14 protein-coding genes and 1 rRNA gene are annotated in these 13,762 nt (G+C 71.2%); 1 reads left to right on the forward strand and 14 read right to left on the reverse strand.

The genetic code is table 11. From position 1 onward, the window contains the following. The 3 genes from VHA72_RS00445 to ald all read right to left on the reverse strand — a co-directional run. Positions 1-1,117 (reverse strand): DEAD/DEAH box helicase (locus VHA72_RS00445; RefSeq protein WP_325572470.1); only part of this gene is annotated, 1,117 nt, incomplete at its 3' end. After that, positions 1,114-2,058, reverse strand: coding sequence for a site-specific tyrosine recombinase XerD (xerD, locus tag VHA72_RS00450; RefSeq protein ID WP_414689733.1), 945 nt, complete (start codon positions 2,056-2,058; stop codon positions 1,114-1,116). The genes VHA72_RS00445 and xerD, both read right to left, overlap by 4 nt. Beyond that, complete coding sequence (gene ald / locus VHA72_RS00455) at positions 2,055-3,173, reverse strand: alanine dehydrogenase (RefSeq protein ID WP_325572471.1); 1,119 nt, start codon at positions 3,171-3,173, stop codon at positions 2,055-2,057. The genes xerD and ald overlap by 4 nt, the downstream gene beginning before the upstream one ends. 153 nt (positions 3,174-3,326) lie before the next feature. On the opposite strand from ald, the gene VHA72_RS00460 reads away from it, so the two are divergent. Continuing rightward, positions 3,327-3,764 (forward strand): Lrp/AsnC family transcriptional regulator, encoded by a 438-nt coding sequence (locus VHA72_RS00460; RefSeq protein WP_325572472.1) that lies wholly within the window; start codon positions 3,327-3,329, stop codon positions 3,762-3,764. A 3-nt stretch (positions 3,765-3,767) separates the two neighbouring features. Here VHA72_RS00460 and VHA72_RS00465 read toward each other — a convergent pair whose 3' ends face one another. The 11 genes from VHA72_RS00465 to rrf form a co-directional block, all read right to left on the reverse strand. Further along, on the reverse strand, positions 3,768-4,352 hold the full coding sequence (locus tag VHA72_RS00465) for an NUDIX domain-containing protein (protein WP_325572473.1): 585 nt from the start codon (positions 4,350-4,352) through the stop codon (positions 3,768-3,770). Then, entirely contained in the window at positions 4,349-6,070 is a 1,722-nt protein-coding gene (gene pyrG / locus VHA72_RS00470; RefSeq protein ID WP_325572474.1) for a CTP synthase, read from the reverse strand. Before pyrG ends, VHA72_RS00465 begins: the two co-directional genes overlap by 4 nt. An 11-nt stretch (positions 6,071-6,081) precedes the next feature. Beyond that, positions 6,082-6,948 carry a copper transporter gene (locus VHA72_RS00475; RefSeq protein WP_325572475.1) on the reverse strand — a complete coding sequence of 289 codons (867 nt, stop codon included), beginning with the start codon at positions 6,946-6,948 and terminating at the stop codon, positions 6,082-6,084. Then, entirely contained in the window at positions 6,948-8,114 is a 1,167-nt protein-coding gene (gene steA, locus VHA72_RS00480; RefSeq protein ID WP_325572476.1) for a putative cytokinetic ring protein SteA, read from the reverse strand. The genes VHA72_RS00475 and steA overlap by 1 nt, the downstream gene beginning before the upstream one ends. Before the next feature lie 165 nt (positions 8,115-8,279). Beyond that, positions 8,280-10,028 carry a DNA repair protein RecN gene (recN, locus tag VHA72_RS00485; RefSeq protein WP_325572477.1) on the reverse strand — a complete coding sequence of 583 codons (1,749 nt, stop codon included), beginning with the start codon at positions 10,026-10,028 and terminating at the stop codon, positions 8,280-8,282. After that, positions 10,021-10,980 carry an NAD kinase gene (locus tag VHA72_RS00490; protein ID WP_325572478.1) on the reverse strand — a complete coding sequence of 320 codons (960 nt, stop codon included), beginning with the start codon at positions 10,978-10,980 and terminating at the stop codon, positions 10,021-10,023. The genes recN and VHA72_RS00490 overlap by 8 nt, the downstream gene beginning before the upstream one ends. Next, entirely contained in the window at positions 10,977-11,813 is an 837-nt protein-coding gene (locus tag VHA72_RS00495; protein WP_325572479.1) for a TlyA family RNA methyltransferase, read from the reverse strand. Before VHA72_RS00495 ends, VHA72_RS00490 begins: the two co-directional genes overlap by 4 nt. Positions 11,814-11,823: 10 nt before the next feature. Continuing rightward, on the reverse strand, positions 11,824-12,009 hold the full coding sequence (locus VHA72_RS00500) for a hypothetical protein (protein WP_325572480.1): 186 nt from the start codon (positions 12,007-12,009) through the stop codon (positions 11,824-11,826). Further along, positions 12,006-13,040, reverse strand: a complete 1,035-nt coding sequence (locus tag VHA72_RS00505) for an HAD-IIA family hydrolase (RefSeq protein ID WP_325572481.1) — start codon at positions 13,038-13,040, stop codon at positions 12,006-12,008. The genes VHA72_RS00500 and VHA72_RS00505 overlap by 4 nt, the downstream gene beginning before the upstream one ends. 43 nt (positions 13,041-13,083) lie before the next feature. Beyond that, the gene (locus VHA72_RS00510) at positions 13,084-13,413 is read right to left on the reverse strand and encodes a single-stranded DNA-binding protein (RefSeq protein WP_325572482.1); all 330 of its coding nucleotides are present in this window, start codon (positions 13,411-13,413) and stop codon (positions 13,084-13,086) included. A gap of 221 nt (positions 13,414-13,634) precedes the next feature. Then, positions 13,635-13,751 (reverse strand): 5S ribosomal RNA (rrf, locus tag VHA72_RS00515). Positions 13,752-13,762 lie beyond the last annotated feature (11 nt).

Below are 13,762 nucleotides of genomic sequence, written 5' to 3' on the forward strand. Positions count from 1 at the left end.
CCGCCCGGCCCGCGATCTGGAGGAACTCCCGGGTGCGCAGGATTCGCTGGCGCCGGCCGTCGAACTTGGCCAGCCCGGTGAACAGCACGGTGCGGATCGGGACGTTGATGCCGACGCCGAGGGTGTCGGTGCCGCAGATGACACGCAGCAGGCCGGCCTGGGCGAGCTGCTCGACCAGCCGCCGATAGCGCGGCAGCATGCCGGCGTGGTGCACGCCGATGCCGCGACGCAGCAGCCGGCCCAGCGTCTTGCCGAACCCCGCCGCGAACCGTACGTCGACCAGCCGCCGAGCCAGCTCTTCCTTGACCGCTCGATCGGGGGGTGCGATCCAGCCGGCACGCAGGAGCGACGTGGCGTGTTCGACAGCGTCCTTCTGAGTGAAGTGCACGACGTAGACCGGCGCCTGTCCGGTCGTCACCAGCTCCTCCAGCGTCTCGGCGAGCGGCGTCACGGACCAAGAGAACGAGAGCGGAACAGGACGCTCCGCTTGGTCGATCAGCACGGTGGGACGCCCGCTGCGGCGAGTGAGGTCCTCCCGCAGCATGCGGGTGTCGCCGAGCGTCGCCGACATCAGGACGAACTGCGCCTGCGGCAACTCCAACAGCGGTACCTGCCAAGCCCAGCCGCGGTCCGGCTCGCCGTAGTAATGGAACTCGTCCATGATGACGAGCCCGACGTCGGCGGCCGAGCCCTCACGCAGCGCGATGTTGGCCAACACCTCGGCGGTGCAGGCGATCACCGGCGCGTCCGGGTTGACGGACGCGTCGCCGGTGAGCATGCCGACGTTCGCCGGCCCGAACACGGCGCACAGCTCGAAGAACTTCTCACTCACCAGCGCCTTGATGGGCGCGGTGTAGAAGCTCACTCGGTCGCTGGCCAGCGCGGCCGCGTGCGCGGCCATCGCGACCAGCGACTTGCCGCTCCCGGTCGGGGTGGCCAGCACAACGTTGGCGCCGCCGAGCAGTTCCATGACCGCCTCGTCCTGGTGCGGATAGAGCGCAAGCCCGCGGCCGGAGGCCCAGCCGACGACCGCGTCGTACACATCGTCGGGGCTCGCCCCGACCGGCGGCACCCAGCCTGGCGACATCGAGGCGGACTCCGTGCCAACGGCCGTCATCGCGCCCGCGGGTGGGCTGTGGCGAAGACCTCTCGCAAGTTGTCGACGGTCACCAGCGTATAGATCTGGGTGGTCGTCACCGAGGCATGCCCCAACAGCTCCTGGACCACGCGTACGTCGGCACCGCCGTCGAGCAGATGCGTCGCGAACGAGTGCCGCAACGTGTGAGGCGAGACGTCCGCGGTCACCCCGGCGCGCTCGGCCGCACGCACCAGCACCGCCCAGGCAGACTGTCGCGAGAGCCGTCCACCGCGGGCGTTCAGGAAGAGGGCTCCCCCGCTCGCCCGGCCGCTCACCAGTCCCGGCCGGGACCGGGTCAGGTAGGCCTCCACCGCCGCACGCGCATAGGAGCCGAGCGGGACGATCCGTTCCTTGCCGCCCTTGCCGCGCAGCAGCACCGTGCCGCCGCGCTCGTCCGGCGGCAGGTCGAGGTCGTCGACGTCGAGGCCGACCGCTTCCGAGATGCGCGCGCCGGTGCCGTAGAGCACCTCCAGCAGCGCCCGGTCGCGCAGCGTCAGCGGCGTCTCCGGCGTGCCGGCCGCTTCCAGGATCGCTTCGACGTCACTGAGCGGGAGCGCCTTGGGCAGCCGCTTGGCCGCTCGCGGCGGCTTCACCGCGCCCGCGGGGTCCAGGGCCACCATGCCGTCGGCTAGGGCGAAGCGATGGAACCCGCGCACCGCCACCACCGTGCGGGCCGCCGAGGTGGCCGACAGCGGCGGATGGTCGGCGTCGCCCTCCCGCAGCCGCACCAGGAAGTCGGTGATCGTCGTCTCGGCGACAGCGCTCAGATCCTCGATCCCGATGTTGGCGAGGTACTCCAGGTACCGCCTCAGGTCTCGCTTGTACGACGCCAGGGTGTTCGCCGCCAGACCTCGCTCGACCGCGAGATGGTCGAGATAGGTCCGAACGGCGACATCGGGGGCGACACGAGACTCGATCAGGACAGCACGTCCTCCAGGGAGACGGCATCGATGCCGACGGCCGCGCCCACCGGGGCGTTGGTCAACTGCCCGGCGTACGTGTTGAGCCCCAGCGCGAGGCTGCGGTCGCTCACGCACGCGTCGCGCCAGCCCTTGTCGGCCAGCGCGACGACGTAGGGAAGCGTCGCGTTGGTCAGGGCGTAGGTCGAGGTGTTCGGTACGGCGCCAGGCATGTTGGCCACACAGTAGAACGTGGACTCGTGCACCCGGTAGGTCGGGTCGGCGTGTGTCGTGGGATGCGAGTCCTCGAAGCACCCGCCCTGGTCGATCGCGATGTCGACCAGCACCGAGCCGGGCTTCATCTGCGCGACCAGTTCGTTGCTGACCAGCTTGGGCGCCGCCGCACCAGGGATGAGGACGGCACCGATCACCAGGTCGGCCTGCTTGACCTGCTCCTCGATGGCCAGCTTGGACGACGCTAGTCCGTGCACCCGGTTGTTGTAGCGCCAAAACGACATCCGCAGCTTGTCCAGGTCGGTGTCGAGCAGCGTCACGTCGGCGCCCATGCCGAGCGCGATGTTGGCAGCATTCTGGCCGGAGACGCCGGCGCCGATGATGACGACCTTGGCGTTGGCGACGCCACCGACGCCACCCATCAGCACGCCGCGTCCGCCCTGCGCCCGCATCAGGGAGTAGGCACCGACCTGCGGCGCGAGGCAGCCCGCCACCTCGGACATCGGGTAGAGCAACGGCAGCGCGCCGCTGGGCAGCTGCACGGTCTCGTACGCGATCCCGGTCACCTTCTTCGTCAGCAGCTCGTCGGTGAGCGGCTTGTCGGCGGCCAGGTGCAGGTAGGTGAACAGGGTCAGGTCCTCGCGCAGCCTGTGGTACTCCTGCTCCACCGGCTCCTTCACCTTCAGCACCACGTCGGCTCCGCCCCACACGTCGTCGGCCTCGGGCAGGATGGTGGCGCCAGCGGCGACGTACTCCTCGTCGGGGATCGACGACCCGAGCCCGGCGCCCTGCTCGATGACCACCTGGTGGCCATGCGCCACGAGCTCATGCACGCCGATCGGCGTGATGGCAACGCGGTACTCGTTGTTCTTGACTTCCTTGGGCACGCCGATCTTCGTCATACCCCAGATTCTCCGCGTGATCTTCGGGTCCTCGCCAGGCCGATGAAGATGATTCGCTAGATTGGCCGAGTGCCGAAGGAAACGCCGACGAGATCGGGATCACAACCGCGATCGGCGCAGGAAATTCGGAACGCCGAGCCGGCGCTCGACGCCGTGGACCGAATCCTCCTCGCGGAGCTGACCCGTGACGCCCGTCAGACCAACAACGCGCTGGCGGCGAAGGCGGGCATCGCGCCCTCCACCTGCCTCGCGCGGGTGCGCGCGCTGCGCGGCTCCGGCGTGATCCGCGGCTTCCACGCCGACGTCGATCCAGCGCTGGCGGGCCGGTCGCTGCAGGCGATGATCTCGGTGCGGATGCAGGGTCACGCCCGGGCGCGGCTGGAGGCATTCATGAGACACCTGGCCGGGCTGGACGGCGTACTCAACGTCTTCCTGCTCGGTGGCGCCTACGACTTCTTCGTCCACATCGCCACCTCGGGCACCGAGGACCTCAACGCGTTCGTGATCGAGCACCTGTCGAGCAACCCCGACGTGGCCTACACCGAGACGAATCTGATCTTCCAGCACGCCCGCGCCACCCACTGGCGCTGACGTTCACCCGTCCACCAGGCCCCGAGCGTGCGCCGCCAGCACGGCGATGACCAGCGGCCCGTCGCCGACGTCGCCGCGCAGCACCGCCGCGAGCAGATCGGCGAACGGCACCCACAGCAGCTCCATGTCGGCCTCCTCGTGCTCGAGCACGAAGTCACCGCGATCGACCGGCACCAGGTCGGTGGCGAGGAAGTAGTGGATGCGCTCCCCGATGATGCCCGGCGAGGAGTACGCCGAGATCAGGTGCAGCCACGTGCCCGCGGCGTAGGACGTCTCCTCACGCAGCTCGCGTCGGGCCACGTCGAGCGGATCCTCGCCAGCCGCGTCCAGCAGACCGGCCGGGAGCTCCACGAAGCGACGCTGGGCGGGATGGCGGTACTGCTTGAGGCACAGCACCCGGCGCTGGTCGTCGACGGCGAGGACCACCGCCGCCCCCGGGTGCTCCAGCACCAGCCGGGCGAAGGTCTCGTCGCTGCCCGGTCGCTGGACCGTGTCGCGGCGCAACGCCATTACCCAGCCGTCGCGGTGCAGGTCTTGCGTGGCGACGATCGGCCAGCTCTCCTCGCTGTCGCGGAGCTCCTCGCTCATTCGGCGGCGGTCGGCGCCGCGGCGGGCGTCTCCAGCTCCGGCTCCAGATAGAGCTTCGACTCGTCGATCGGGAACCGCTGCTCCTTCTGCCGGGCGATCGCCGCGGCGATCAGGCCCCGGAACAGCGGGTGCGGGCGGGTCGGGCGCGAACGCAGCTCCGGGTGCGCCTGGGTGGCGATGTAGTACGGGTGCACGTCGCGGGGAAGCTCGACGAACTCCACCAGCTCGTTGTCCGGCGACGTACCGGAGAAGACCAGGCCGGCCGCCTCGAGCTGCTCACGGTAGGAGTTGTTCACCTCGTAACGGTGCCGGTGACGCTCCTGGATGAGGCCTTCGCCGTAGACCTCCTCGGCGATGGACCCCTTCTTCAGAGCCGCCGGGTAGAGCCCCAGCCGCATGGTGCCACCGAGGTCACCCGCGCCCTCGACGAAGGCGAGCTGCTCGGCCATCGTGGCGATGACCGGCTCGGGCGTGTCCGGGTCGAACTCGGTGGAACCGGCCTTGTCCAGACCGAGGACCTGGCGCGAGTACTCGATCACCATGCACTGCAGGCCCAGGCACAGGCCGAGGGTCGGGATGCCGTGGGTGCGCGTGTACGTCAGCGCGCCGAGCTTCCCTTCCAGACCGCGGATACCGAAGCCACCGGGCACACAGACCGCGTCCACATCGGCGAGGTGCTTGGCCGCGCCGGCAGGCGTCTCGCACAGGTCGGAGGGGATCCAGCGGATCTCCACCTTGGCCTCGTTCGCGAAGCCGCCCGCCCGCAGCGCCTCGACGACGGAGAGGTAGGCGTCGGGCAGGTCGATGTACTTGCCGACCAGCGCGACGGTGACCTCTTCCTTGGGATGGTGCACCCGGCGGAGCAGGTCGTCCCAGATCGACCAGTCGACGTCACGGAAGGGCAGGTCAAGGCGTCGTACGACGTAGGCGTCCAGGCCCTCACGGTGCAGCACCTTGGGGATGTCGTAGATCGACGGCGCGTCGGCGGCGGTGACCACCGCCTCCTCGTCGACGTCGCACATCAGCGCGATCTTCCGCTTGATGCCCTCGGGCAGCTCGCGGTCGGCGCGGCAGACGATGGCGTCGGGCTGCAGGCCAAGCTGGCGCAGCGCGGCCACCGAGTGCTGGGTGGGCTTGGTCTTGAGCTCCTTACTGGGGCCGATGTACGGCACCAGCGAGACGTGCACGAAGAAGACGTTGTCCCGACCGATCCGCTGGCGGACCTGGCGGGCCGCCTCCAGGAACGGCAGCGACTCGATGTCGCCGACGGTGCCGCCGATCTCGGTGATGACCACGTCGATCTCGTCGCTGTGCATCGCGAGGATGCGGTCGACGATCTCGTCGGTGATGTGCGGGATCACCTGCACCGTCTCCCCGAGATAGTCGCCGCGGCGCTCCTTGGCGATCACGTTGGAGTAGACCTGGCCCGTGGTGACGTTGGCGTTGCCCACCAGGTCGGTGTCGAGGAAACGCTCGTAGTGACCGATGTCGAGGTCGGTCTCGGCGCCGTCGTTGGTGACGAAGACCTCACCGTGCTGGAACGGGTTCATCGTCCCGGGGTCGACGTTGAGGTAGGGATCGAGCTTCTGCATCGTGACGCGCAGGCCGCGCGAACGGAGCAGTCTGCCCAGGCTGGAGGCCGTCAGACCCTTCCCGAGCGAGGAGGCGACGCCTCCGGTCACGAACACGTGCTTGGTGGCTGCGCTCCCCGACTTCATGGAACTCCATCCTAACCGAGCGGGACGACTCCATCGATTCCTGACGCGCCATAGGCGCCACCGCCGCCGGCCACCTGATGGGCCAGTGCCAGGGTGGTCGCCAGCTGGCCGGTGGCGGTCTCGTCGCCGTCCACGGTCGCGATCTGCGGGCCTGGCTTGGTGGCCCGCAGTCGCTTGAGGTCGCCACGCAGGCCCGAGCCCGTACTAGCGGCCACGACCACGCCGTGACTGCGGGTCGCCAGCCCCTGCACCACGCCGCTCAGGATCGTCGGGTTGACGTGCTTGCCGAGCACCAGGAGGACCAGCGGCGCCATCGTCGGGGGCGCCTGGCCGGTGATGAGCTTGGACTGGCTCAGGGCGGAGCGGAGCGTGCCCTGGTCGGCGGAGGGGGTGGTCGGTTGTGGCGTCGTGGTCGCGACCGAACCGGCGAGCAACTGCCCCAGCCTGACGTACGTCGGCTGACCGGCGTCGACCAGCCCGTGCAACTGGGTCGCCAGCTGGCCGCCCAGGCTGTCGACCAGGGTCTTGCTCTCCGGAGCGACCGCGGAGGCATCGACCGCGGTGGTGCTGCTTACCGAGCCGCCGGCGGCGGCCACCTGGCCGGCCAGCGCCTTGGACACCGCCGCCGGCGCCCCGGGCAGTGTGATCACGGCGACCTGCTGGCCGGCGAGCTTGCCGCCGTACAGCAGGCCTGCGGTGGCCGCGGCGAGCTTCTCCCCCGCCTTCGCCTGCGCCCGCACGACGGCCCCGGCGCCCTTGGCCGAGGAGGGCGTGGTGCTGGCGTGGCCGAGGTCGCTGAGCGGGCCGCCACCCAGCGCGATGCCGGCGGCGAGGGCCGCACAGACCGCGATGAACGGGACCAGCAAGCGTCGAATCATCACTTGCCTCCGACCTTGTCGAACACGCGGTGCAGGTCGGGGACCAGATGGTGCGCCCAGTCGTGCCCGACATCGGTGGTGGCGATCGCCGCGGCGACGACGACCAGGCAGACCAGCAGGGCCAGCAGGATGTGGCGCACCCGAACCTTGCCGGCATAGAGGGCCGGCACCGCGGCCGCGTCGATCAGCTGGCGGCCGACGGCGAGGCGCGCCAGATAGGCACCGGCGACTCCCTCGCGGTCGCGGTCGAGCACGTCGGCCAGGTTGGCGCCCAGGCCGGCGGTGACGATGACCTGCGGTGAGGCCGCGTGCGCGATCAGCACGGCCACGTCCGCGGGGGCAAGGGTGGTGTCGACCCGGGCGGGCGCGAGACCGATTCGGGAGAGCGCCTCGTCGTGCGTAGTGCCGGTCCCACAGACGACCACGTCACGGGCAGCGCGCAGCACCTTCGCCGGCGGGAGCTCGTCGCCGGCGGCCAGCACGATCACCGCCGGGCTGAGCCCGTGCCGCTGGGCGGTGGTGGCGGCCATGGCGGTGGCGACCACGACGGGCCGCTGCTCGCGCAGGTAGGGACGCATCGCGCGCAACTGGTTCGGCACCTCGGGCGAGGCGGCCACAACGAGCACCGGCCGGTCGGTGATCCGCGCGTTGAGCGGCGGCAGTCCAACGCCGTGCAGCAGCACACCCTGCTCGCGGCGGAGCAGCTCGGTGCTGGTGTGGGTCAGGGTCTCCAGCTGGGCCAGCATCCCCGAACGCGCCTGGGTCATGGCGTCGGTCACCGCAGCGGCATCGACGACCCGTCCCGCGGTCAGGCGCTGCTCCCCGTCGTACACCTGGCCGGCGTCGATTCGGGCCGGGCGCCCATCGGTCAGGGTCGCGTACCCCGCCTCACCGACGCTGTCGAGGATCAGTACCCCGGCCTCGACCAGCACCTGGGGGCCGAGGTTGGGGAACCGGCCCGAGCTCATCGGCTGGGCGTTCACCACAGCCGCCACACCTGCATCGACCATCGCCTGGGCGGTGGCGCGGTCGAGGTCGACATGGTCGATGACGGCAATGTCGCCCGAGCGCAGCCGCGGCAACAGCAGCCGGGTAGGCCGGCCGGTGCGCAGCGTCCCGCTGACTCCGGTGGGGGCGACGGTTTCGTTCCTGGTCGGCAGTCTCATGACCGATCCATCCTCACATCGCGGCCACCCCGGTCAGCGGACGTCCGAAGCCGGTGTGTCGCGGGGTAGGCGCCAGCGCCTGGTTCTCGGCGTAGCCCGGCTCCTGCCCAGCCACTCATGGAGTCGCCCCGCTCGACCGACCCCGCTCGACCGACCCCGCTCGATTCAGGCGCCGGCACGGGCCGGGCGTGCGACCTCGAGCAGTTCGCGGGCATGTGCGAGCGCGGTGTCGGACTCGCTCATCCCGGCGAGCATCCGGGACAGCTCCCGCTCCCGCCCGGCGTCATCGAGCACGGTGAGCCCGGAGCTGGTCACACTCCCGTCGCTCGACTTCTCCACCACCACATGGTGGTCGGCATAGGCGGCCACCTGGGGCAGGTGGGTCACCACCAGCACCTGGGCGCTCCTCGCCAACTGGGCGAGCCGCCGTCCGACCTCGACCGCCGCTGCGCCGCCGACGCCTGCGTCGACCTCGTCGAACACGAACGTCGGCACCGGGCTCGTCCCGGCCAGCGCCACCTCGAGGGCGAGCATGACCCGGGAGAGCTCACCGCCGGAGGCCCCCTTGCCGAGTGGGCGCGGCTCCGAGCCGGTGTTGGCGGCAAGCAGCATCTCGACCTCGTCGACGCCACCCGAGCCGAACCGCAGCAGCCGCCCGCCCACCTGCAGCGGCTGGCGGCCGTCGTCGGTGGGCACGGCGTCGTGCTGCCGCACCTCGATACTCAGCCGGGCGTCAGGCATGGAGAGCAGCGCCAACTCGGCGGTGACCTCGGCCGCCAGCCGACCGGCCGCCTCCGTCCGTGCGGCGCTGAGTTTGCTCGCCAGATCGGCGAGTTCCTCACGCAGCCGGTCCCGCTCGGCTCGCAGATGGGCGATCCGCTCGTCGGTGCCGTCGAGCTCGAGCAGCCGCTTTGCCGACTGCTCGGCCCAGGCCAGCACCTCGTCGATGCTCTCGCCGTACTTCCTGGTGAGCGCCGTCAGCGCGGCCCGACGCTCCGAGACCGCGGCCAGCCGAGCCGGATCCGTCTCGACGCTGGTGGCATAGGAGGCCACGTCGGCGGCCAGGTCGGAGAGCAGGTAGGTGAGCTCGGCCAGCCGGTCCGCCAGTGCCGCCGCATCCGGGTCGTGCTCGCGCACGCTCTCCAGCAGCCGACGTGCCGCCGAAGCGGCTCCGAGGGCATCCGGGCTGTCGTCCTCGCTGGAGAGCGCCTCCCGGGCCTGCTCCGCTGCGGTCCGCAGGGTGTCGGCGAACGCCAGCCGGTCCTCCTCGGCAGCCAGCGCCGTGTCCTCGCCCGCGACCGGCGCGACCGCCTCGATCTCGCCCAGTCCGAAGCGCAACAGGTCGGCTTCCCGGGCTCGCTCGCGCGCGGCCGCCGAGACGTCGGCCAGCTCCCGTTCCGTCTCGGCGAGCGCGGCGTAGCGCTCGCCGTAGGCGGCCAGCAGCTCGGCGACGGCCTCGCCACCGAACCGGTCCAACGCCTCGCGCTGGGCGCGCGGTTGAAGCAGGCGGTGCTGATCGGACTGGCCGTGCACCGCCACCAGCGGCATCGCGAGCTCACCCAAGGTGGTCACCGGCACGGCTGCGCCGCCGACGTACGCCCGAGAACGCCCTTCCGCCGCGACGGTGCGGGCCAGAAGCACGCGGCCGTCCTCGACCTCACCCCCGGCGGCGTCGACCGCCTCTGCGAACCCGCCCAGCCGGCGGGCGTCCACCACGCCCTCGACCCGGGCCGCCCGAGCACCGGTGCGCACCGCTCCGGCGTCTCCGCGACCGCCGAGCAGGAGGCCGAGCGCAGAGACGATCATGGTCTTACCCGCACCGGTCTCACCCGTGATGACCGTCAGACCCGGCCCGAGCTCGAGCGTCGAGGAGTCGATGACGCCCAGCGAGCTGATCCGCAGCTCCTCAAGCATCCTCGGCTCCTCTCCGTCGCCGCTTCGATCCGCCACGCCAGCCCTCGACCGGCAATCCGAACTTCGCCACCAGCCGATCCGTGAACGGCGCCTCGTGCAACCGTGCCAGCCGGACCGGTGCCTCTCCGCGGGTGACCTCGATCCGCGCGCCCAACGGCAGATCCACCGCACGGCGGCCGTCGCACCACAGCACCCCGGTGCCGTCGGCGCGCGCGATCAGCTCGATCGCCAGCACCGAGGTCGGCGCGACCACCATCGGCCTGGCGAACAGCGCGTGCGCGCTGATGGGCACCATCAGCAGCGCCTCCACGGCCGGCCAGACGATCGGGCCGCCTGCGCTGAAGTTGTACGCCGTCGATCCGGTCGGCGTCGCGCACACGACTCCGTCGCAGCCCCAGCGGGACAACGGCCGGCCGTCGATCTCGACGACGACTTCGAGCATCCGCTCGCGTGCGGCCTTCTCCACGCTCGCCTCGTTGAGCGCGAAGGTATGGAAGACCTCCTCGCCGCCGTGAAAGACACGCACGTCGAGCGTGAGCCGGTCCTCGGCGACGTAGCGTCGCGCGACGATGGCGTCGATCGTCGACTCCACGTCCTCCACCTCCGCCTCGGCGAGGAAGCCGACGTGGCCGAGATTGACGCCGAGCACGGGTGTGCCGCTGCGGTGCGTCACCTCGACGGCACGCAGGATGGTGCCATCCCCACCGATGACCAGCGCCAGCTCACAGCCTGCACCCGCGTCGTCGTGCACGTCGACCAGCTCCAGCGGCGGGTCGTAGGCATGAGGGTCGATCCCGAGCTCGGCCGCCTCGGCGGCGTCCATCCGGACCACGATGCCGTGGCTGACCAGGGCCTTGCAGCACGCGAGCGCGACCTCATGCGCCTCGTCGCGGCCGGTGTGCGTCAACATCAGGACCCGACGAGGCGTCCGGGCGTCCGACGTCTCGTTCACGGATCCACCTTCTCATCCGCCACCGACAATCCGAGATTGGCTCGCACTGCCGCCTCGATCTCCGCTGGTCCCACCCGCGGCTCGCCGCGGCGCAGCCACAGGAAGTACTCGATGTTGCCCGACGGGCCCGGCAACGGGCTGGTCGTCACCGCCTGGGCGCCCCATGCTCGCCTCTCGCCGGCGGCCGCGACGGAGAGCACCGCCTCGGCACGAAGCGCCGGGTCCCGGACGACGCCGCCCTTGCCGACCCGGTCCTTGCCGACCTCGAACTGCGGTTTGACCATCAACGCCAGATCGCCGCCCGGATCCGTGACGCCCAGCAGTGCGTCGAGCACGAGCTCGAGCGAGATGAAGGACAGGTCGCCGACGACCACGTCGACGCTTCCACCGATCGTCTCGGCCGTGAGCTCGCGGACGTTGGTCCTGTCGTGCACCACGACCCGCGGGTCCTGCCGGAGCCGCCACGCCAGTTGGCCGTAGCCGACGTCCACCGCGACGACCTGCGCGGCGCCGCGCCGCAGCAGGACGTCGGTGAAGCCGCCCGTGGAGGCGCCGGCGTCCAGGCAGCGTCGGCCTGCGACGCTCAGCCCGAGTGGCTCGAACGCCGCCAGCGCGCCGGCGAGCTTGTGCGCACCCCGCGACACGTAACCCGGGTCCTCCGGATCGGCTCGGACCACGATCGCGACGTCGGTCGTGACGCCGGTCGCCGGCTTGGTCGCCTTGGCGCCCGCCACACTCACCCGTCCCGCAGCGATCAGCTCGCTGGCGTGCTCGCGTGAGCGCGCCAGGCGGCGCCGGACCAGCTCCGCGTCGAGCCGCAGGCGTCGAGGCACTGCGCGGGCCTCAGGACTCGTCGGCCGGGTCGAGGGCGCGCCGCAGCCGCTCGTGCGCGACACCGAACACCTCGACATGGTGCTCCAGCGGCTCCTGCGCCAGCGCATCGACAGCGGCAACCACCTCGTCGACCGCCGGTATCCCGGTACGCACGGACTCACCGGCATCGGCGGTCTCGAAATCTGGCTCGGTCATGACCGCAGGCTACCTTCCACTCGGTCCGCCCCGACGTCGGGCGGCGTGAGCCGATCGAACGCCGCTGGCGTGCCGGTCTCGTCCAGATGCCACCAGGCCGCCGTCGCGACCGCGCGCCACCAGTCCGATCCCCCACCGTCGCCGGACACCTGCAGCACACCGTCGTCCCCGACCCGGGCCCGCCAGCCGCCCGAGCACGCCGCGCCGTCCTCCTCCGTCGGTGCTCGGTGCTCTTCGAAGAGCCCACCGAGATCGGTCGCGAGGTACGTCGGCCGCAGCGTCGGCTCCGCGGAGACCAGCTCGGCCAGGCCCGTCACACCGGTGAGGACCAACAGCGTCGGTACGCCGACGGCCGCGCCCCCGGCGATGTCGGTGTCGAGTCGGTCGCCGACCATCAGCGGGTGCGCGCCGCCGACTCGACGAATCGTCTCCTCCAGCAGCGGGGGCGCCGGCTTGCCGGCGACCGTCGGCGCAACGCCGGAGAACCGTTCCACCAGCTCCACCAGCGCGCCGTGTCCCGGCGCCAGGCCGAAGTCCGCGGGAAACGACCCGTCGGTGTTGCTGGCGACCCAGCGCAGTCCGTTCCGGATCCTCGCCGCCGCCCGCATGATGTCCCGCCAGCGCACGTCCGGGCCGTAGCCCGTGACGATCGCCTCCGCCTCGTCTGCCACATCGACCGGACGCAGGCCCGCGGCCGACACCGCGGCGCGAAGTCCGTCGGCGCCGAGCACCGCGATCGGCGCGCCCTCACCGCACGTCTCCCTAAGGACCGCGGCCGCCGCCTGCGCGGAGGTCACGACGTCGCTGTCGCCGGCGTCGACCCCGAGCTCGCGCAGGTGCTGCGCCACCTCCGAGGGACGACGCGCGGCGTTGTTGGTCACGAACGCCAGCCTCATCCCGGCCGCGCGGGCACGACCGAGGTGCGCGGGAGCGCCGGGCACCGCATGCCTGCCGACGTAGACCACGCCGTCTAGGTCCAGCATGGCGAGGTCCATCGCCTCCGCCAACGGTCCATCACTGGACGCGAGCATCCGCTCCCCTTCCATGACCGCCCGGCTAGTCCGAGCGCGACGATCATGCTGCCACCTTCCGCAGTCGGCGCGCCGTGGCGACCTCCACCTCCATCCGTGAGCCGGTGGCGCCGGTCTTCGTCCGGAAGAACCTCTTCCGCAGCGCGCCGCTGATCTCGATCACATCTCCCGCGCTCCAACCCCGCGCTTGGCGGCGCACCCGGCCCGACCAAGCGACGCACGGCAGCACGTCGACGCGCTGGCGCGACACCAGCTGGGTGTCGAGTCTGTCCACCACCAGCGCGAAGGTGCACATCACCGCGTCGCTCGGCAGCACTCGCTCCGCGGGAGCCTCGGACAGACGCCCGACCAGGCGCACGGTGTTTGCGCTCATGACGCTCAGGCCCGATGCAGCATCCGGGTCGGCCGTCCTCTTCGTGCCCATCGGCCATCACCTCCGGAAGCCATCCTTCCCGGAGCGGAGCCGTCGGCCACCTCTCCACAGCCAAGCCTGTGGACGGCGCCGACCAGCCTCCGTCTGTGCACGAAAAGTGGCCGCAGAGCGTGACAAAATGCCGCGAGGCCGCCCCGTGGGGCGGCCTCGCGTGAGTGTTTGTCCGGCGGTGTCCTACTCTCCCACAGCCTCGCGGTTGCAGTACCATCGGCGCTGAAAGGCTTAACTTCCGGGTTCGGGATGGGACCGGGTGTTTCCCTTTCGCTATGACCGCCGTAACCCTTTGCCC

The organism is Nocardioides sp. (assembly GCF_035547795.1).
In the GTDB taxonomy this organism is placed as follows: Bacteria; Actinomycetota; Actinomycetes; order Propionibacteriales; family Nocardioidaceae; genus Nocardioides.

Coding starts and splice junctions, on each gene's coding strand:
- recN (WP_325572477.1), bottom strand. CDS start 10,028: ATGCTTGAGGAGCTGCGGATCAGCTCGCTGGGCGTCATCGACTCCTCG.
- VHA72_RS00500 (WP_325572480.1), bottom strand. CDS start 12,009: ATGACCGAGCCAGATTTCGAGACCGCCGATGCCGGTGAGTCCGTGCGT.
- ald (WP_325572471.1), bottom strand. CDS start 3,173: ATGACGAAGATCGGCGTGCCCAAGGAAGTCAAGAACAACGAGTACCGC.
- VHA72_RS00510 (WP_325572482.1), bottom strand. CDS start 13,413: ATGAGCGCAAACACCGTGCGCCTGGTCGGGCGTCTGTCCGAGGCTCCC.
- VHA72_RS00505 (WP_325572481.1), bottom strand. CDS start 13,040: ATGCTCGCGTCCAGTGATGGACCGTTGGCGGAGGCGATGGACCTCGCC.
- VHA72_RS00465 (WP_325572473.1), bottom strand. CDS start 4,352: ATGAGCGAGGAGCTCCGCGACAGCGAGGAGAGCTGGCCGATCGTCGCC.
- VHA72_RS00475 (WP_325572475.1), bottom strand. CDS start 6,948: ATGATTCGACGCTTGCTGGTCCCGTTCATCGCGGTCTGTGCGGCCCTC.
- pyrG (WP_325572474.1), bottom strand. CDS start 6,070: ATGAAGTCGGGGAGCGCAGCCACCAAGCACGTGTTCGTGACCGGAGGC.
- steA (WP_325572476.1), bottom strand. CDS start 8,114: ATGAGACTGCCGACCAGGAACGAAACCGTCGCCCCCACCGGAGTCAGC.